The organism is Bacillus sp. JNUCC-21, from assembly GCF_041222765.1.
Taxonomy (GTDB): Bacteria; Bacillota; Bacilli; order Bacillales; family Bacillaceae; genus Bacillus; species Bacillus velezensis.
In genome coordinates this window covers 3620564-3638735 of record NZ_CP166019.1, presented here as the reverse complement: position 1 = coordinate 3638735, position 18172 = coordinate 3620564, and the positions used below count along the sequence as shown (strand labels likewise).

At 45.7% G+C, this 18172-nt stretch carries 14 protein-coding genes; 10 read left to right on the top strand and 4 right to left on the bottom strand.

The window, feature by feature from the left end:
* Nucleotides 1-29 precede the first annotated feature (29 nt).
* The 5 genes from JNUCC21_RS18470 to JNUCC21_RS18450 all read left to right on the top strand — a co-directional run bounded on the left by JNUCC21_RS18470 (nt 30) and on the right by JNUCC21_RS18450 (nt 5513).
* The gene (locus JNUCC21_RS18470; protein ID WP_369878839.1) at nt 30-1388 is read left to right on the top strand and encodes a S41 family peptidase; all 1359 of its coding nucleotides are present in this window, start codon (nt 30-32) and stop codon (nt 1386-1388) included.
* 372 nt (nt 1389-1760) lie between these two features.
* Nucleotides 1761-2114 (top strand): swarming motility protein SwrAA, encoded by a 354-nt coding sequence (swrA, locus tag JNUCC21_RS18465; protein ID WP_012118562.1) that lies wholly within the window; start codon nt 1761-1763, stop codon nt 2112-2114.
* Between the two features lie 74 nt (nt 2115-2188).
* Complete coding sequence (locus tag JNUCC21_RS18460) at nt 2189-3379, top strand: S1C family serine protease (protein ID WP_150941458.1); 1191 nt, start codon at nt 2189-2191, stop codon at nt 3377-3379.
* A gap of 278 nt (nt 3380-3657) precedes the next feature.
* Nucleotides 3658-4725: a DUF3810 domain-containing protein gene (locus tag JNUCC21_RS18455; RefSeq protein ID WP_150941457.1), complete on the top strand. Its 1068-nt coding sequence runs from the start codon at nt 3658-3660 to the stop codon at nt 4723-4725.
* Between the two features lie 50 nt (nt 4726-4775).
* Nucleotides 4776-5513 carry a thioesterase II family protein gene (locus JNUCC21_RS18450; RefSeq protein ID WP_150941456.1) on the top strand — a complete coding sequence of 246 codons (738 nt, stop codon included), beginning with the start codon at nt 4776-4778 and terminating at the stop codon, nt 5511-5513.
* Nucleotides 5514-6151: 638 nt separating this feature from the next.
* Here JNUCC21_RS18450 and JNUCC21_RS18445 read toward each other — a convergent pair.
* The 3 genes from JNUCC21_RS18445 to JNUCC21_RS18435 all read right to left on the bottom strand — a co-directional run bounded on the left by JNUCC21_RS18445 (nt 6152) and on the right by JNUCC21_RS18435 (nt 10658).
* Nucleotides 6152-7489, bottom strand: coding sequence for an MFS transporter (locus JNUCC21_RS18445; protein ID WP_007407455.1), 1338 nt, complete (start codon nt 7487-7489; stop codon nt 6152-6154).
* Nucleotides 7462-8085, bottom strand: coding sequence for a TetR/AcrR family transcriptional regulator (locus JNUCC21_RS18440; protein ID WP_015240677.1), 624 nt, complete (start codon nt 8083-8085; stop codon nt 7462-7464). Before JNUCC21_RS18440 ends, JNUCC21_RS18445 begins: the two co-directional genes overlap by 28 nt.
* 71 nt (nt 8086-8156) lie before the next feature.
* Nucleotides 8157-10658 carry a PEP/pyruvate-binding domain-containing protein gene (locus JNUCC21_RS18435; RefSeq protein WP_029325808.1) on the bottom strand — a complete coding sequence of 834 codons (2502 nt, stop codon included), beginning with the start codon at nt 10656-10658 and terminating at the stop codon, nt 8157-8159.
* 300 nt (nt 10659-10958) lie between these two features.
* On the opposite strand from JNUCC21_RS18435, the gene JNUCC21_RS18430 reads away from it, so the two are divergent.
* The 3 genes from JNUCC21_RS18430 (at nt 10959) to uvrA (ending at nt 16237) form a co-directional block, all read left to right on the top strand.
* On the top strand, nt 10959-11195 hold the full coding sequence (locus JNUCC21_RS18430; RefSeq protein ID WP_003151438.1) for a CsbA family protein: 237 nt from the start codon (nt 10959-10961) through the stop codon (nt 11193-11195).
* A 175-nt stretch (nt 11196-11370) separates the two neighbouring features.
* A complete protein-coding gene (gene uvrB, locus JNUCC21_RS18425; RefSeq protein WP_003151439.1) occupies nt 11371-13356 on the top strand; it encodes an excinuclease ABC subunit UvrB in 1986 nt (661 codons plus the stop codon).
* A 7-nt stretch (nt 13357-13363) separates the two neighbouring features.
* Nucleotides 13364-16237 carry an excinuclease ABC subunit UvrA gene (gene uvrA / locus JNUCC21_RS18420; protein WP_072589618.1) on the top strand — a complete coding sequence of 958 codons (2874 nt, stop codon included), beginning with the start codon at nt 13364-13366 and terminating at the stop codon, nt 16235-16237.
* A 25-nt stretch (nt 16238-16262) separates the two neighbouring features.
* Here uvrA and JNUCC21_RS18415 read toward each other — a convergent pair whose 3' ends face one another.
* Entirely contained in the window at nt 16263-16523 is a 261-nt protein-coding gene (locus tag JNUCC21_RS18415) for a hypothetical protein (protein ID WP_012118557.1), read from the bottom strand.
* Nucleotides 16524-16720: 197 nt separating this feature from the next.
* On the opposite strand from JNUCC21_RS18415, the gene JNUCC21_RS18410 reads away from it, so the two are divergent.
* Together JNUCC21_RS18410 and JNUCC21_RS18405 are read left to right on the top strand one after the other, a co-directional pair.
* Nucleotides 16721-17047, top strand: a complete 327-nt coding sequence (locus tag JNUCC21_RS18410; protein WP_369878392.1) for a hypothetical protein — start codon at nt 16721-16723, stop codon at nt 17045-17047.
* A gap of 24 nt (nt 17048-17071) precedes the next feature.
* Nucleotides 17072-18169, top strand: a complete 1098-nt coding sequence (locus JNUCC21_RS18405) for a DUF4097 domain-containing protein (protein ID WP_007614045.1) — start codon at nt 17072-17074, stop codon at nt 18167-18169.
* Nucleotides 18170-18172: the final 3 nt, after the last annotated feature.

Here is an 18172-nt window from a genome sequence, read left to right as displayed (position 1 = left end):
TGATCGCAGTGATAGCGGCCGTCAGCATCATGTGCGGCGGAGCTCATATTGCCGGGGCAGTACAGCCGAATTCATCAGACGCAGAAAGAAGCCGGGCAATGGAAAAAATCGAAAAAGCATATGAGCTGATCTCGAACGAATACGTGGAAAATGTAGATAAAGAAAAGCTTCTTGAAGGAGCGATTCAGGGGATGCTGTCTACATTAAACGACCCTTATTCCGTTTATATGGACAAGCAGACCGCTAAGCAGTTTTCCGATTCTCTTGATTCTTCTTTCGAAGGGATCGGCGCTGAAGTCGGTATGGAGGACAATAAAATCATTATCGTATCACCGTTTAAGCAATCTCCGGCGGAAAAAGCGGGGCTCAAGCCGAATGATGAAATCATCAGCATAAACGGCGAGTCAATGAACGGGAAAGGTTTAAACGAAGCCGTGCTGAAAATCAGAGGAAAAAAAGGATCGAAGGTTTCTATTAAAATACAGCGTCCGGGTACTGATAAACAGCTGTCATTCCGGATTAAAAGAGCGGAAATCCCGCTTGAAACCGTATTTGCTTCCCGCAAAGAATCAGGCGGTCATCATGTCGGCTACATCGGCATATCGACATTTTCCGAGCATACCGCCCAGGACTTCGCCGCGGCGCTGAAAAAGCTTGAAAAACAAGGGATTGACGGTCTCGTCCTTGATGTAAGAGGGAATCCTGGCGGCTACCTTCAAAGCGTCGAACAAATTTTAAAGCATTTCATCACAAAAGACATGCCGTATATCCAAATTGCGGAGCGTAACGGCGATAAAAAACAATATTTCTCAACCTTAAAACATAAGAAGCCGTATCCCGTCAATGTCATCACGGATAAAGGAAGCGCCTCCGCTTCAGAAATTCTTGCGGGTGCGTTAAAAGAAGCGGGACATTATGACGTTGTCGGTGACACTTCTTTCGGTAAAGGAACGGTTCAGCAGGCCGTGCCTATGGGAGACGGGAGCAACATTAAATTGACGCTTTACAAATGGCTGACACCGAAAGGCAATTGGATCCACAAAAAAGGCATTGCTCCGACAATCGCTGTGAGCCAGCCGGATTATTTTGCGGCGGGACCGCTTCAGCTGAAACAGCCGCTTCAGCCTGATATGAACAGCGCGGATGTCAAACACGCCCAAATCCTGCTGAAAGGCCTAGGCTTCGACCCGGGCAGAGCAGACGGCTATTTCAGCAAAACAATGAAAAAAGCCGTTCTGGCGTTTCAAGACCGGTACAAGCTTGATAAAACAGCGGTCATTGATAAAAAGACAGCGGAAAAAATGAATCAGCTGATGAATGAAAAGAAATCTGACGAAAAAAATGATTTACAGCTGCAAACGGCGTTAAAATCATTATTTGTAAAATAAATGAAAAGGAGGCGTTTTTTTCGTCTCCTGTTTCTTTTGTCATACCCTAAAAATGAACTAAAAGACATATAATAATGTCGGTTTTGACAAGATATTAAAAAAATTTTCACATTTAAACATTTATAAAGGACAAACATTACCCGATATTTATAGAGAAGAGAGACTTTATGCCGAGTTAATATGTATTCAAAATGAAACTTTTGAAAGTTGCCTCAGTCAGTTTTAGTTCTTACAATAAAAGAAGGTTCTAATAGAGAACAGTTTTAGTTTGGCAGCTGCATTTCAGTATCGAAAGCAGAAGTGTTTGCGGCGCTTCAGCACGGCAGCTGTAATCACCCGTGCTTATCTGGATAAAAAAATGGGGGTTCACAATTGAAGAGGGCAAGTATTGTGCGTGAAAAAAAATATTATGAATTAGTGGAACAACTAAAAGACCGAACAAAAGACGTTACATTTTCATCAACCAAAGCACTAAGTCTTCTTATGCTGTTCAGCAGATACCTGGTCAATTACACAAATGTTGAATGTGTTCACGATATCAATGAGGAGTGTGCAAAGCATTATTTCACCTACTTAATGAAAAACCATAAACGTTTAGGAATCAATCTGACGGATATTAAACGGTCCATGCTTTTGATCAGCGGTGTAATCGAGGTGGAAGTCGACCACTATCTGAAAGATTTCTCTCTCTCAAATGTGACGTTGTGGATGACGGAAGAGAGATAGACGTTTGAGATATTCAAGCCAATGATTATTTGGTAGAATAGAATTAAAATGTTTGGCTTGAGGCGGTGAAAGCAATGTCTGTTCAATGGGGAATTGAACTTCTGAAAAGTATCGGTCTGTTTTTTTTGCACCCGATGTTCTGGTTTTTTATCATCATAAGTCTCGCATGCGGATATTTGCGGATCAAACGTGAACGCCATACGTTTCATACAAAAATCGCGGATATGTATGACGAGCTTATCTTTACATACATAAAAGGACTTATACCGGGTATTCTTCTCTCCATATTATTTTTTGGACTGGGAATTTCGATTCCATTCGGTCTTCTCGGCATAATCGCGGCCGTGACGGCTTTGGCTTCGCTGACGTTCCGTATGAATTGGCTGTCATCAGCTTATATTGTCAGCGCCGGCATGTTCATTGCGTTTCTCCTTCAGTATACCCACACAGTGCCGTTTGCGGATCGGTTTCCGCAGGCATTCGGCGTGAATTGGGCATCAGCGGCCGTGTTTATGGGCCTTTTGATCATCACGGAGGGAGCGGCTGCTTACCGTTCAGCGCACCTGAAAACATCTCCGGCGCTTGTCGTCAGCAGCAGAGGCCTGCCCATCGGCCGTCAATTGGCGAATCGCGCATGGCTGCTTCCGCTTTTCTTATTGGTGCCGGGCAGCGGGCTTGAGTCACACCTTTCTTGGTGGCCTGTCTTTACCGTGCCGGGCGGCTCTTTCCATTTGATCTGGATTCCTTATATCGCCGGCTTCGGACAGCGTGTGCAGGGGTCACTTCCGGAAGTCAGCATAAGGATAACGGCGAAACGTGTCATGATTCTCGGGGTTATCGTGACCGCATTCGGGGCAGCGGCCCTTTGGTGGACTCCGCTTGCCGGAGCTGCCGCTTGTATTGCGGTGCTCGGACGCCTGTTTTTATCATTAAGACAGCGGCTGAACGATAACGCGGCTCCGTTTTATTTCTCTAAGCGGGATCAGGGCTTAATGGTGCTCGGCATCATTCCGAATACACCCGCGGACGATCTTGAGCTGAAGATCGGTGAGATTATTACGAAAGTAAACGGCATCCCCGTGAAGCATGTGTCGGATTTTTATGAAGCACTTCAAAAAAACCGCGCATTTGTAAAAATGGAGATCATCGGCCTGAACGGTGAGATCCGGTTTGATCAGCGCGCGTCCTATGAAGGCGAACATCATGAATTAGGTATTTTATTCGTGCAGGATGAACACGAGCACGAAGAAATGACAGCATTATAATGTGATTTTTCATAATTATTCGGAATAGTTTCAAGAACTCCTAAACTAGATTTCAAAATAAAACAGCTAAGAAAATTATATTTTCTTAGCTGTTTTATTTTGAAATAATAAAAAAATAAATGAAGGAGAGGTATGGCTTATTGGAAAGGTTATTGCTAACTCCAAAACCTTTAGAAGATGAATCTTTAGCAGGATATATATTAAGAATAACTGATTATAATGGTTATGTTGGATAGGGGGAGTACATTATAAAAAAGCTTTTACTTAAGAGATTACCGTTGATCTCACTTGGAGTTATAGCTTATATACTGACAAAATACGCGCAGAACCATCAGGATTGGGCGGAGAAATACAGTAGGTCTGTATATCCGTTATTGTCAAAAACAGTAGGACTTGTACCTTCTTGGGTCAAGTTTTCTGTTAGTGAATGGCTCGTCGTGTTGGTTGTGTTACTATTTCTATTTTATATCGTTTATTATGTGCGCAAGGTCATCATGAGTAAAGGTGCACGTAGGATGGTAGTTTATCGTGGTGCTCTAGGAATCGTTACGATCTGTAGCGTGATATATTTTTGTTATACTATTTTGGGTGGAATAAACTATTACAGATATTCTTTTTTGTCTTATACCGAATATAAAGAAGAGAACTACAGCAAGGAAGAACTGGTTAAATTGAGTAAGTCACTTGCCGTTGAAATGGAATTGGCAAGGGAAAAGTTAGCGGATACTGATCTTTTGGCTCATGTACCAGAGGTTTTTGATTATTATGCACAACACGCAGTGTTCTCGATGCAAATGTTATCAAAGAAATATCCTGTTTTGGAGCATTCATATTCAACACCAAAACCAGTGGTGATGTCAAAACTAATGTCGCATGCAGGGATACATGGTATTTTTGTCCCTTTTACTTATGAATCCAATATCAATGTTAATGTGCCAGTTTTTTTGGTGCCTGCTACTATGGCGCATGAATTGGCACATCAGAGTGGTTTCATGCATGAGGATGAGGCTAATTTTATAGCTTATCTGGCATGTAAGCAGCAGGATGATCCAATGATACTATACAGTGGTTTATTTCTGGCATTTGATTATTCTATATCTGAGCTAAAGAAAGTGGATCCAGATAAGGCGTCTGATATAATGTCCAGTCTGTCCAAAGCGGTGCGGCATGATATAGAACAAAATGAGCAGTACCGGGATAAGTATGAGGGTGTTATTTCAAGTATTTCAAGAAATGTAAATGACGTATATCTGAAGGCAAATAATCAGACAGACGGTTTGAATAGCTATAGTGATATGGTGAATTTGTTGCTGGCAGAGCAGCGAGAGATAGAGAAGTACAATTAAATGTATCTTGAATACTTATAGGTTTATATAGTAATGATAGTGGGCTCAAGTTGAACATAGGAGTGAGTGAAATAAATAAAATAAAAGTAATTCCTATTCCATATGCTGGAGCGTCGGTAAATGTATTTCATGAATGGAAAAAACTATTGCCGGATAGATATGAATTGTTTATGAGTGAATTGGCTGGAAGAGGAACTCGATTCAGCGAGCCTTGCTACCAGTCTGTTGATGAAGCAAGTGAAGATATCGCCAAAAGAATAAGTGAACAATTAGAATATGACGATGAATATGTTATATTTGGACACAGTATGGGAGCCTTATTGACTTATGAGATATATTATAAACTTAAGCAAATGGGAATTAAGGAACCAAGGCATCTGTTTTTTTCTGGGCGAGATGCTCCACATATTTTTGAAAAGAGAGAAGACATTGAAAATATGACTAATGAAACTTTCTTGACAAAGGTGGAACAATATGGGGGAATACCAGAGGAGTTTTATACAAAAGAGATTATGGATATGTTTCTTCCGATTTTGCGAGCAGATTTTATAATTTTGGACAATTATAAGTTTCAGCCCAAAGCAGAAAAAATAAGTTGTGGAGTAAGCGTTTTTTATGCGGATAGCGATTTTTCGACTCATATCAATGAAATGCATAAATGGAGTGAAGTTGTTGAAGGAAACGTGAAATTTCATAAGTTTAAAGGAGAACATTTTTTTTTGAATCGGTATCCTAATGATATTGTAAATACTATTGTTAAAGATACAGAGACTCATTCTTGTTCATGAGAGATTCCTCGTTTCGTCAATGTTGGTGTGGTAACTTACATTGTACAAGAGGAATCTCTCTTTTGCATTCATTTTTTGGTAGAATTTAGATAATCGACAGACGTGTTATTATATAAATCTAAAAAGATTTTGGTTTAGACTTTCTTGTCCCAATCAAGTTCCAAAAATAAAAGTTTAGACTTTCTTTTCTTTGTACAGTTTGAATGTGTTTTGAAATATTATATTTAAAATAAATTTTATCAGTCTGAGAATCCTTCAATGATTGTTACTTAATTTTGCTTAATTATAAAAGTAATATTCAATAATTGTTTTAGGTAGGTTTTAGTAAGGAGAATTATGAAAAAAATTAAGAAAAAACATTGGAAATAATAAGCTTTCAGTTTTATTAATTATGAAAAATCACATATAAAAAGCCTGGTGCCGCTAACAACACAGCGGCCGGGCTTTTTTTACGGCCGGATTACGATGTCAGCGCCGAACTTGATCGGAACTCTCAGCCATTTACATTCACCTTTTCTCTTGTAAATCAAAAGATTCTCATAGAGCAAACGGCATTGCGGTGACACTTTGAGAGAGAAAATGAAGAAGGAAAACTAGAAAAGGTTCCGGAAAGCAGATGCTTACGGAACCTTTTTCGTTTACGCCGAATGGCTTTTTTTCGTCTGAACGGTTTCCCCGGACTTGATACCAAGCGATACGAACAAGCCGATCACAGAAACTCCGATCAATATGATAAACAGAATATGAAACCCGGAGATTAAACCGATCAGCGCTGAAGAAATAATGCTTCCGAAATAACGGAAGGTGGAGAAAATCCCGGATGCGATGCCGGACATGCCCGGTTCTACCGTCGCAAGAGAAGATACCTGCATGCTCGTCAGCCCCGCACCTGACGCGATGCCTCCGACTATAAGCGATGCCATAAGAAACGGAACGGAATGGGAATAAACCAAAAGCAAAAATAAGAGATTGGCTACGGCCATCAGCCCGAAGGACAGAAAAATCATTCTTCGCGCGCCCCATTTCTGATGCAGCTGAGCTCCGCCCCAGTTGCTGGCGGACATGAAAACAGAAAAGACTGACAGCGCCATGCCGCTGTGCGACGTATTCATGCTGAAGTGGCCGGTCATAAAGAGCGGCATAATCAATAACACGGCGTACATCATTAAATTGCTTAACAGAACCGACAGATTGGCGCTCGTAAAGGTCGTGTTTTTAAACAGGTCAAAATCAATAATCGGATGTTTCGTGCGCAGCTCCCGCCTGAAAAACAGCGGAACAAATACGAGAATGAGCAGTGCGTACACCCAATAGCCCAAAGAGCTTTCATTTTTCGTCAGAAGAATAATAGATACAATGCTTCCGGCAAGCAAAACGGACCCGATGATATCAAGCGGAGCGTCAGACGTTTCTTCTTTATATTTAGGAAACATCACTAATGCCGTCACGAGTGCGATTGCAAGAAACGGAATGTTGACCCAAAAGATCGAATGCCAGCTGAAGCTCTCAATTAAAAGAGAGCCGATAAACGGACCGAGAGCCGCGCCCAGCCCGGCACCGAGGCCGAAAAAGCCGAATACTTTCGGAAGCCGTTTTTCAGACACGACATGGCGGATGATGGCGATGCTGTTTGGCGTAAGCAAAGCGCCGCCGGCAGCCTGGAGCGCCCGGAAGAAAATCAATAAGAAAAGACTTGGCGAGAGGGCGCACCCCAATGATGCGATGAGAAAAAGGCCGACGCCCCATAAATACATTTTTTTGTTTCCGTACATATCACCGAGTTTGCCGGCAATGGGCTGTGTCACGGCCATCACGATTAAATACACGGTCACTACCCATGTGATGCTGGCAATTGATTCGCTGAATGAGCGGGAAATGGATGAAAGGGCGACTGCGATCATCGTAGAATTGATGGGAACGAGTATGGCTCCCAGCAAAAGCGAAACGATCAGCGCCCATTCTTTCTTTGAACCCATCCTTCATCCTCCTTGGAGCCGGAAAATGACCGGCCGGTAATGCCTTTCATGAAAATCTCAGTGCTGTGTTTCAGCATCGTTTCCTCAGAGAGAGTAATGACTCTTTTTCCCAGCTGCAGCCGGTGTATAAAATAACCGAAAATCATCGTCATAAAGACGTCTGCATTAGCTTCTTCGCTGCCGGGGCTTATCATATTTTTCTTTGTCAGCTCCTTAAAGTAAACGATTAAATGCTTTTTCACGGATTGCGGATATACGACAATATCCTGCAGGACGTCTTCGAATAGTTCCGGTTCGCGCAGGCAGATGCGGAACACTTCTTTTTTTTGTTCCAATTGCTGCAGAAGGGTCGCGGCGAAATGAAGAAGATCCTCATACAGATCGCCTTCCGCCTTAGTGATCATGCTTTCCGGAACCGGCGTCTGCTGTTCAATCATGGCTTTCATTAATCCTTGTTTGTTTTTAAAATTACGGAAAATCGTTGCTTCGCTTACTTTTGCTTTTTCTGCGATTTCTTTTGTTGTCGCTGCGCGGTATCCTTTTTGGATGATCAGATTCATCGCGGCGTCAATAATTCTCTTGTTCGTCGTTCTCAACATGTTTCACCTCGCGTAAATACTGGCAGGACAAGTATACACCCGCCCTGCCCGTCAATAAAGAGGGAAACCTAGCATGAAGCGCGTTTGACAATCGTAATCTTGCCGTTTGTCCCGTCCACCGTGACGATATCTCCGTCGTTGAGCCTGTCAGTCGCGGCACGTGTGCCGAGAACGGCCGGAAGCCCGTATTCCCTCGCGATGATCGCCGCATGTGACAGGATGCCGCCCGTGTCCGTAATGACGGCCTTTGCATCCTGGAACAGACTGGTCCACAGCGGTGTCGTCATTTTGCAGACAAGCACGTCTCCTGTTGAAAAACGGGAAAATTCACTTGCGTCACGAATGACTTTCACCGGGCCGCTTGCGATTCCGCTTGACGCCGCAAGTCCGTAAATTTGATGTTCAGTGTTTTTTTCATCTTCTGTGATGGAGCCGGTAATCTGTTCAGCCGTTTTCAGCTGTTCCGAAGTCGGAGTCCCGAGATAAGCGGGGGCTTCAAGCAATTGATATTGCTTGAAGAGCTGTTTTCGTTCAGCGGCTTTTTCCTGCATCGGAACCGGCGATACCAGCGCTTTCTCGACTTCATCGCTGTATAAGTACCACATATCCTCCCGATCATCGATTACGCCTTGTTTTTGAAGCAGCTCGCCGATTTTCAGAAGGCAAAGGCGCGCTTTGGCGTCCAGCATCGCATCAATATAAAAATGGTGATCATCTTTGATGACGGATGAAGACAATGTCCACTGATAATAGCGGTCAAACGTCTCCCGGAAGCCGTCATCTTCAATTCTATCCATAAAGTCGGCGTAGAGCTGTTTTCGTTTTTCTATCGTTTTATGAAACTCACTGTCAAAATCGTATCCGTTTCGGACATAGTTCTGAATGTTGGCCAAAGCGAAATAAGGGTTTTCCGCCCAAGTTTCTTCAATGAGATCATGACTTTTCACGGATCTCCAGCCGTATTCCTGTAAAAATTCGCCGACTTGTTCGAGAAAGCGTTTTCCCTCATTTGATTGCAGAAGCGTCTGATGCAGCTCGTCGGCATGAGAAACCGTAAAGACGCGCCGCAGCTCAGGGCTGTCTTTTACTTGTCCGGAAAGCAGCCAGAGCTGTCTGTCTGTTTCCAATGACTTATTCATGACGCCGGCCAGCATTTCATACAGAAGGGAGGTGTTTTCTTTCTCAACCTGTCCGTACATAGATTCCAGTATCATGTTTAACGCAACCTGCGGAAAGACAATATTGAAATGTTCTGCGTATCCTTTTAAATAGAAGTCTTGCAGGTTTCGGAACGCATCAAGGGCAGTCTCCGGTGTATGGTCTGTATGCGCCAGTTCATCCAGCTTTTGATAAAAAGGCAGAAAGGTTTCCTGAATAATATCGTACATGCGGTCAGCCAAGACGGGGAAAAGCGCTTCTAACTGTTCTGCGGGCAGCTTGTCGTCCGTCTTATGCTGTCTGGAAAAAACATGGCCCTGATGAAGTTTGACACGCTCAATCTCGATGCCCATCACAGGGAAGGTCTTCGTGCTCTCTTTGAGGCCGTATTCCAAAGCCGGCACAATGAGTGAAGCGAATAACGGGCTGACGGGACCTTCTATATTGGACTCCATATTGAGCCAAAAATCTTTCTGATCCCGGGGCGTCATGATAAATTCCCGTTCTTCGTCTGCCGCTTTCTGATCCTGCGCGATCGTTGTAATCGGTCTGGCCTGAAGCAGATAGAGCTTATTTTCGGCAAATCCGAATTCGAGATCCACGGGATAACCGTACAGTTCTTCCGTCTTTATCGTCAGCATGGCAAGCTCTTTGACGCTCTCGTCATCAAGGCAGAAGCGGTTTCTCATGTCAGCGGACGTCTCTTTTTCCGTCACGCCTTCGTCTTTAGAGACGATATACATTTCTTTTAAGCCGATTTCTTTTTCAATCTGAAATGTATCTTTATTGACGATAAATGTGTCGGGCGTCACGCTGCCGGAGACGATTGCTTCTCCGAGACCGTAGCTCGCGCTGATCATCAGCTCTCCGTCATCATGTGTGACTGGGTTGCGGCTGAAAATGACCCCTGAAACCTCGGAATTGATAAGCCCTTGCACGACAACGCCCATTAACGGTTCTGCGGTGTCATTGTTCATTTTCTCTTTATAACCGCTGACCCGCGCCGAGAAGAAGGAAGCCCAGCATTCTTTCACTTTTCCGAGAAACTCTTCTTCTGTTTTGATATTTAAATAGGTTTCGTACTGGCCCGCGAAAGAAGCCCCTTCAAGATCTTCGGACGCGGAGGAGGAACGTACGGCGACAGAGGCGTATGATTCTCTCAATTCATAAAACGACGCGGTCAGTTCCTCCCGAAGCTCTTTTGAAAACGTGCCGTTCATAATGGCGCGCTCCATCTGTTCCTGATCTGCTTGAAGTCCGTTGTCTTCCATAAAACGTGTTAGGGCATTCGTCTGAATGATGAAACCGCCGGGAACGGGCAGCCCGTTTTTCGTCAGTTTAATCAGGTTCATTCCTTTTGCTCCTGCAGAGCGGCTCGATTCTTCCGCTTTTTGAAATCGCACTGAATACATGCGGTATGACCCCCTTTTTTTCTTCATCCAAGAAAATGATAGTAAACACTATCATTACATTGTAAAGAGGGAGGAAGAAACTGTCAAAGATACAAAGACCTAAACCTTCTCATCCTTTCGGCTGAAGAAAGGTAATTCGGTTCATCTGGTTAATGGTTCAATGGATTTATATTCACATTTTTTTTGACAGATGATTGAAGACTGCTGAAAAAGGGTATTGTGATAGCAGGGGAACGATTGTCCGATTCTTCATTTTTTACTATAATCAGATGAGATGAAGAATTCCCGAGGAGGGTTTTTGTGATTACAAAAGCCGTTTTTGCATTATGTTTCCCTTTTATGCTGGTCGTCCTTTTTACGCGCGTCACGTTTAACCACTATGTGGCGATCGCTCTCACAGCCGCACTGCTTTTCGCATCCTATTTAAAGGGTTACACCGAAACGTATTTTATCGTTGGATTGGATGTCGTATCGCTGGTGGCCGGAGGGCTGTACATGGCCAAAAAAGAAGCAGACAAAAAGAAAGACAATGCCTGACATGGTGAATATGAAATAGAATGCCTGCTTTTACGCCATAAAAGCAGGTTTTTTATACAAAAATTGACTTGGTAAAAATAAACCATCGAACTTTAGTTCGTATTTTTAGTGATTTTGCCCGTCATTGTGTTACTATATCAATAGGAAGATTTCGTAAAGAAACGGAGGCTTTTTTGTGAAAGATCGTTTTGAGTTAGTCTCGAAATATCAGCCCCAGGGAGATCAGCCGCAAGCGATTGAGAAGCTTGTCAAAGGCATACAGGAAGGCAGAAAACACCAGACTCTCCTGGGTGCGACAGGGACGGGCAAAACCTTTACCGTGTCCAATCTGATTAAAGAAGTGAATAAACCGACACTGGTCATTGCCCATAACAAAACCCTTGCCGGACAGCTGTACAGCGAGTTTAAGGAGTTTTTCCCGAACAACGCTGTCGAATATTTTGTCAGCTATTACGATTACTATCAGCCGGAGGCATACGTGCCTCAAACGGATACTTTTATAGAGAAAGACGCAAGCATTAATGATGAAATTGATAAACTGAGACACTCCGCGACATCCTCTCTGTTTGAACGGAGAGATGTCATTATTATTGCGAGTGTGTCATGCATATACGGTCTCGGTTCGCCTGAAGAATACCGGGAAATGGTCGTGTCGCTCAGACCGGAAATGGAGATTGAGCGGAACGAGCTGCTGAGAAAGCTTGTGGATATCCAGTATGCCCGCAATGATATCGACTTTCAGCGCGGGACGTTCCGCGTGCGCGGAGACGTTGTGGAAATCTTCCCGGCTTCCCGTGACGAACATTGTATCAGAGTGGAATTTTTCGGAGATGAAATTGAGCGGATCAGAGAGGTCGACGCTTTGACAGGAGAAATTCTCGGCGACCGTGACCATGTCGCGATTTTCCCGGCTTCCCACTTCGTCACCCGGGCGGAAAAGATGGAAAAAGCGATTCTGAATATTGAACAGGAGCTTGAGGAGCGCTTGAAAGTGATGCACGAAAACGGCAAGCTCCTTGAAGCGCAGCGGCTTGAGCAGCGGACGAGATACGATCTTGAAATGATGCGGGAAATGGGTTTTTGCTCAGGGATCGAGAACTATTCAAGACATTTGACACTCCGTCCGCCGGGCTCTACGCCATATACGCTGCTTGATTATTTTCCGGACGATTTTATGATTGTCGTTGATGAATCACATGTGACGATTCCGCAGGTGCGCGGCATGTTCAACGGTGACCAGGCGAGAAAACAGGTGCTTGTCGATCACGGGTTCCGCCTGCCGTCAGCGCTTGACAACCGTCCGCTCCGATTCGAGGAATTTGAGAAACACATGCACAATATCGTGTACGTGTCGGCGACTCCGGGACCGTATGAAATTGAGCATACGCCGGAAATGATCGAGCAGATCATCAGACCGACGGGACTCCTCGATCCCCTCATTGACGTCCGGCCGATCGAAGGGCAGATTGATGATCTGATCGGTGAGATTCAGGCGAGGATAGAACGGAATGAACGCGTTCTCGTGACGACTTTAACGAAAAAAATGTCAGAGGATCTGACCGATTATCTCAAGGAAATCGGCATCAAGGTCAATTATCTGCATTCCGAGATTAAGACGCTTGAACGGATTGAAATCATCCGTGACCTCCGCCTCGGAAAACATGATGTGTTAATCGGCATCAACCTGCTGAGGGAAGGGCTTGATATTCCGGAAGTGTCACTTGTCGCCATTCTCGATGCGGATAAAGAAGGCTTCCTCCGTTCTGAACGTTCGCTGATTCAGACGATCGGACGGGCGGCACGAAACGCGGAAGGCCGCGTCATCATGTATGCCGATAAAATCACGAATTCGATGGAAATCGCGATTAATGAAACGAAGCGCCGCCGGGAACAGCAGGAGCGCTTTAACGAAATTCACGGCATTACGCCGCAAACGATCAATAAGGAAATCCGCGATGTGATCCGCGCGACGCAGGCCGCTGAGGATAAAGAAGAATATAAAACAAAAGCCGCGCCTAAACTGGCGAAGATGACGAAGAAAGAACGCCAGAAAGTCGTTGAGCAAATGGAGCACGAAATGAAAGAAGCGGCCAGAGCGCTTGATTTCGAGCGGGCGGCAGAGCTTCGTGATTTACTGTTAGAGCTTAAAGCGGAAGGATGATGAACACATGGCAATTGACCGGATCGAGGTGAAAGGCGCAAGGGCGCACAATTTAAAAAACATTGATGTAACGATTCCGCGGGATCAGCTCGTCGTCGTGACGGGGCTGTCCGGATCGGGAAAATCATCCCTTGCCTTTGACACCATTTACGCGGAAGGACAGAGGCGGTATGTTGAATCGCTTTCTGCCTATGCGCGCCAATTTTTAGGGCAGATGGATAAGCCGGACGTTGATGCGATCGAAGGGCTTTCTCCGGCGATCAGCATTGACCAGAAAACGACAAGCCGCAATCCGCGGTCAACCGTCGGAACGGTAACGGAGATTTATGATTATCTCCGGCTGCTGTACGCGAGAGTCGGGAAACCGCACTGCCCGGAGCACGGCATTGAAATTACGTCGCAAACGATTGAACAGATGGTTGACCGGATTCTTGAATATCCGGAGCGGACGAAGCTTCAAGTGCTTGCGCCGATCATCTCAGGCAGAAAAGGCGCCCATGTCAAAGTGCTTGACCAAATCAGAAAGCAAGGTTACGTAAGAGTGCGGATTGACGGAGAAATGGCCGAGCTTTCCGACGATATTGAACTTGAAAAAAACAAAAAGCATTCCATTGAAGTAGTCATTGACCGGATCGTTGTCAAGGAAGGCGTTGCCGCCCGGCTTTCCGACTCGCTGGAAACCGCGCTCCGTTTAGGGGAAGGCCGTGTCATGATAGATGTCATCGGTCAGGAGGAGCTGATGTTCAGCGAGCATCACGCTTGTCCGCTGTGCGGTTTTTCTATCGGGGAGCTTGAACCCCGGCTGTTTTCATTTAACAGTCCGTTCGGCGCCTGTCCGACTTGCGACGGTCTCGGCTTGAAGCTGGAAGTGGACCCTGAGCTCGTCATCCCCAATCCCGAGCTGTCATTAAAGGAACACGCCATCGCGCCGTGGACGCCGATCAGTTCACAATATTATCCGCAGCTGCTTCAGGCGGTCTGCCGCCATTACGGCATTGATATGGAGACTCCGGTCAAAGACCTGCCGAAGCATCAGCTTGATAAAGTGCTGTACGGCAGCGGCAATGAACGGATTTACTTTAAATACGAGAATGATTTCGGACAAGTGCGCGAAAATGAAATTGAATTTGAAGGTGTGCTGCGCAATATTGAGAGACGGTATAAAGAGACAAGCTCCGATTATATCCGTGAACAGATGGAGCAGTACATGTCACAGAAATCGTGCCCGACGTGCAAAGGCTACCGGCTGAAGAAAGAAGCGCTTGCCGTTTTGGTCAACGGGCGTCATATCGGAACCATTACCGAACTTTCTGTCGGCGACGCGCTTGAATTTTTCAAAAACCTGACGCTGTCTGAGAAAGATATGCAGATTGCCGATTTAATTTTAAGAGAGATTGTAGAGCGGCTCAGCTTCTTAGATAAAGTGGGTCTTGATTATCTGACGCTGAGCCGGGCGGCGGGAACGCTGTCAGGCGGAGAAGCCCAGCGCATCAGGCTTGCGACGCAGATCGGCTCCCGTTTGTCAGGCGTCCTGTACATTCTTGATGAGCCGTCCATCGGCCTTCACCAGCGTGACAATGACCGTCTGATCAGCGCGCTGAAAAACATGAGGGATCTCGGCAACACACTGATTGTCGTGGAGCATGATGAGGATACGATGATGGCTGCCGATTATTTGATAGATATCGGTCCGGGCGCCGGCATTCACGGCGGCCGCGTCATATCGGCGGGGACGCCAGAAGAAGTGATGAATGATGCGGACTCTCTGACCGGACGCTATTTGTCAGGGGCTCAATTCATCCCGATGCCTCCGGAGAGAAGAAAGCCTGACGGCCGGTTCATTGAAATCAAAGGCGCTTCAGAAAACAACCTGAAAAAAGCGAACGCCAAATTCCCGCTCGGCACTTTTACGGCGGTGACAGGTGTGTCCGGTTCCGGAAAAAGCACGCTTGTGAATGAAATTCTGCATAAGGCGCTTGCGCAAAAGCTTCATAAAGCCAAAGCGAAACCGGGAAGCCATAAAGAAATCAAAGGCCTTGACCACCTTGATAAGGTGATCGACATCGACCAGGCGCCGATCGGCCGGACACCGAGATCAAACCCGGCAACTTATACGGGCGTGTTTGATGATATCCGCGATGTATTCGCGCAGACAAATGAAGCAAAGGTGCGCGGCTATAAAAAAGGCCGGTTCAGTTTTAATGTAAAAGGCGGGCGCTGTGAGGCCTGCCGCGGCGACGGCATCATCAAAATTGAGATGCACTTCCTTCCTGACGTGTACGTCCCGTGTGAAGTGTGCCACGGCAAACGTTACAACCGGGAGACGCTGGAGGTCACATACAAAGGAAAAAGCATTTCTGACGTTCTGGATATGACGGTGGAAGATGCTCTGTCTTTCTTTGAAAATATCCCGAAAATCAAACGCAAGCTTCAAACGCTTGCCGATGTCGGACTCGGGTATGTGACGCTCGGTCAGCCGGCAACGACGCTGTCAGGCGGAGAAGCGCAGCGCGTCAAGCTTGCTTCCGAATTGCATAAGCGTTCCACAGGCCGGACGCTGTATATTCTGGACGAACCGACGACAGGCCTCCACGTTGATGATATCGCAAGGCTATTGGTTGTGCTTCAAAGACTCGTCGATAACGGTGATACCGTTTTGGTCATTGAACACAATCTCGACATCATTAAAACGGCGGACTACATCGTAGACCTGGGACCTGAAGGCGGAGCGGGCGGCGGCACGATCGTAGCCTCCGGGACGCCTGAAGAAGTTGTCGAAGTGAAAGAATCATATACGGGCCGCTATCTGAAACCGGTAATGGAACGTGATAAAAAACGGATGAAAACATTGCTGGCTGGAAAAGAAACGGCAGCCACATAATAGATCAATAAAAACAGCCCAAAACTCACCGGTTTTGGGCTGTTGTGTTACAGGCTTTTTTCTGTTGGGGAAGCTGTTTGCTTAAATGCATTAAGTCCTGCAGAATATGGGTGCTGCTGCTGTCCAGCAGCACTTTTATATATTGGATATCATGGGAAATGGGAAGAGGGGCTGCTTTGATCTGTTCCAATTCAGCCAGCATTTCGCTGTTCATTCTTTTTTGTTCGCGAATTAAATTTCGCAGACTCTCTTCCGTTACTTGGGCGTTTTCGGGATCTTTCTCCATTTGTATGTCCTCCTTGCATACGGTCAGGCTTTGTTACATATTGTAATCGGTTCGGGGAAAAGATTCTATAGTGAAATCTCTGAAATCAAAAATTACGTATAACGAAGCATGTCCTTAGCATGAAAATGAAACCCGCCCATTCGTCATACGTATGTATAAGGAAGGGTTTTTACATCAAGGCACAGGGAGTGTTTTTATTGAACCGAAATCAAGCGATTATCGCATCAATCTGTTATTTCAGCGTGTTTCTCGCGCCGCTCATTCTTCCGATTGTGGCTTACTTTGTCGTCGATGAAAAAGAGACGAAGCGGCATGCCATGCGCGCTCTGATTTCCCATATCATTCCGTTTGCGGGATTGCTGATTGTGACCGCGGGTGTTGTCGGCGGATTGATTACGGCTCAGGGGGAGAGTATGGTGCCCGTTTTTGTTATGATAACAGGAGCAGCTGTTTATTTTCTGATCCTCATCGGAATGCTCATTTGGAATATCGTGCAGGGAATTAAGGTGTTACGCCAGGTGTAAGAAAAGTCGGGGGAGGAGTTTTGTATGAAACAGGAGAAAGAACGGATTTTAAAGCTTGTGGAAGACGGCATGCTGACGGCGCAGGAAGCACTGACGCTCATTGAAAAACTGGATCATGAATATAAAGAAAAAGAAGAGCAGATCACCGCATTATCTGCGGAGGTCCAGGAACCTGCGGAAGATTTCGAAAGCGGGGCAAAAGGAAGCCAAAAGCCGTCGCTCGGGGCGAAACTGTTCGACTGGATTGATTCTGCCGTCAAAAAAGTGAAGGAAGCGGATCTTGATCTGAATTTCGGCCACGCACACGAAGTGCAGCATATTTTTCAATTTAAAGACAGTGAATTCTCGGCCATTGATATGCAGATCGCAAACGGCAGCGTCAATATCGTGCCGTGGGCGGATGAAGATATCAGAGCGGAGTGCCAGGCGAAAGTGTACCGGGCGGACAGTCAGGAGGCGGCGCGCACCGCATTTCTTCAGCACATTGAGTGTGAAGTGAAGGGCAATAAGTTTTTTGTCCGCACGGAAAAGAAAACGATGAAAACCAATGTCACGCTTTATGTTCCCCAGAAAGAGTACGATAAGATAAGAGTGAAGCTGTTTAACGGACCGATCAGAGGGGAACATTTACATGTAAAAGAATTCTCGGCGAAAACGACAAACGGCGTTCTGTCATTCTCACATTTGACGGCTGATAAAGCGTCGGCGGAAACGGCTAACGGACAAATCAAGCTGGCCGGACATCAATGCGGCGCGATTGAAGCGGAAACGATCAACGGCTTGATTGATTTGCGCGGATCGAGTGAATCCATTGACGTTCAAAGCTTTAACGGCAATATCATGCTTACCGTTACAGCGCCGCACTGCCGCTCCATCTACACGAAAACGACGACGGGAAACGTGGATATCGCTCTGCCTGATGATTCGGCGGTGAAAGCGGAGCTGAAAAGCAATCTCGGCTCTCTCAGCCATGAGCTGATTGATGCGGAAATTTTAAAGGAAAAGAATGATACCATTCAAAAAGAACTGATGCTGGCATCAAATCAAGGCCATGATCAGCATCTCTCGATTTTCTCAGAATCGTTAACAGGAGCCATTAAGCTCAAGCATACTCAGAGGTGATTG

Excerpts from the sequence above, each read along its gene's own strand:
- JNUCC21_RS18470 (WP_369878839.1), top strand. The coding sequence starts at position 30 with ATGTGCGGCGGAGCTCATATTGCCGGGGCAGTACAGCCGAATTCATCA.
- JNUCC21_RS18460 (WP_150941458.1), top strand. The coding sequence starts at position 2,189 with ATGTCTGTTCAATGGGGAATTGAACTTCTGAAAAGTATCGGTCTGTTT.
- JNUCC21_RS18445 (WP_007407455.1), bottom strand. The coding sequence starts at position 7,489 with ATGGGTTCAAAGAAAGAATGGGCGCTGATCGTTTCGCTTTTGCTGGGA.
- JNUCC21_RS18435 (WP_029325808.1), bottom strand. The coding sequence starts at position 10,658 with ATGTATTCAGTGCGATTTCAAAAAGCGGAAGAATCGAGCCGCTCTGCA.
- uvrA (WP_072589618.1), top strand. The coding sequence starts at position 13,364 with ATGGCAATTGACCGGATCGAGGTGAAAGGCGCAAGGGCGCACAATTTA.
- JNUCC21_RS18415 (WP_012118557.1), bottom strand. The coding sequence starts at position 16,523 with ATGGAGAAAGATCCCGAAAACGCCCAAGTAACGGAAGAGAGTCTGCGA.
- JNUCC21_RS18405 (WP_007614045.1), top strand. The coding sequence starts at position 17,072 with ATGAAACAGGAGAAAGAACGGATTTTAAAGCTTGTGGAAGACGGCATG.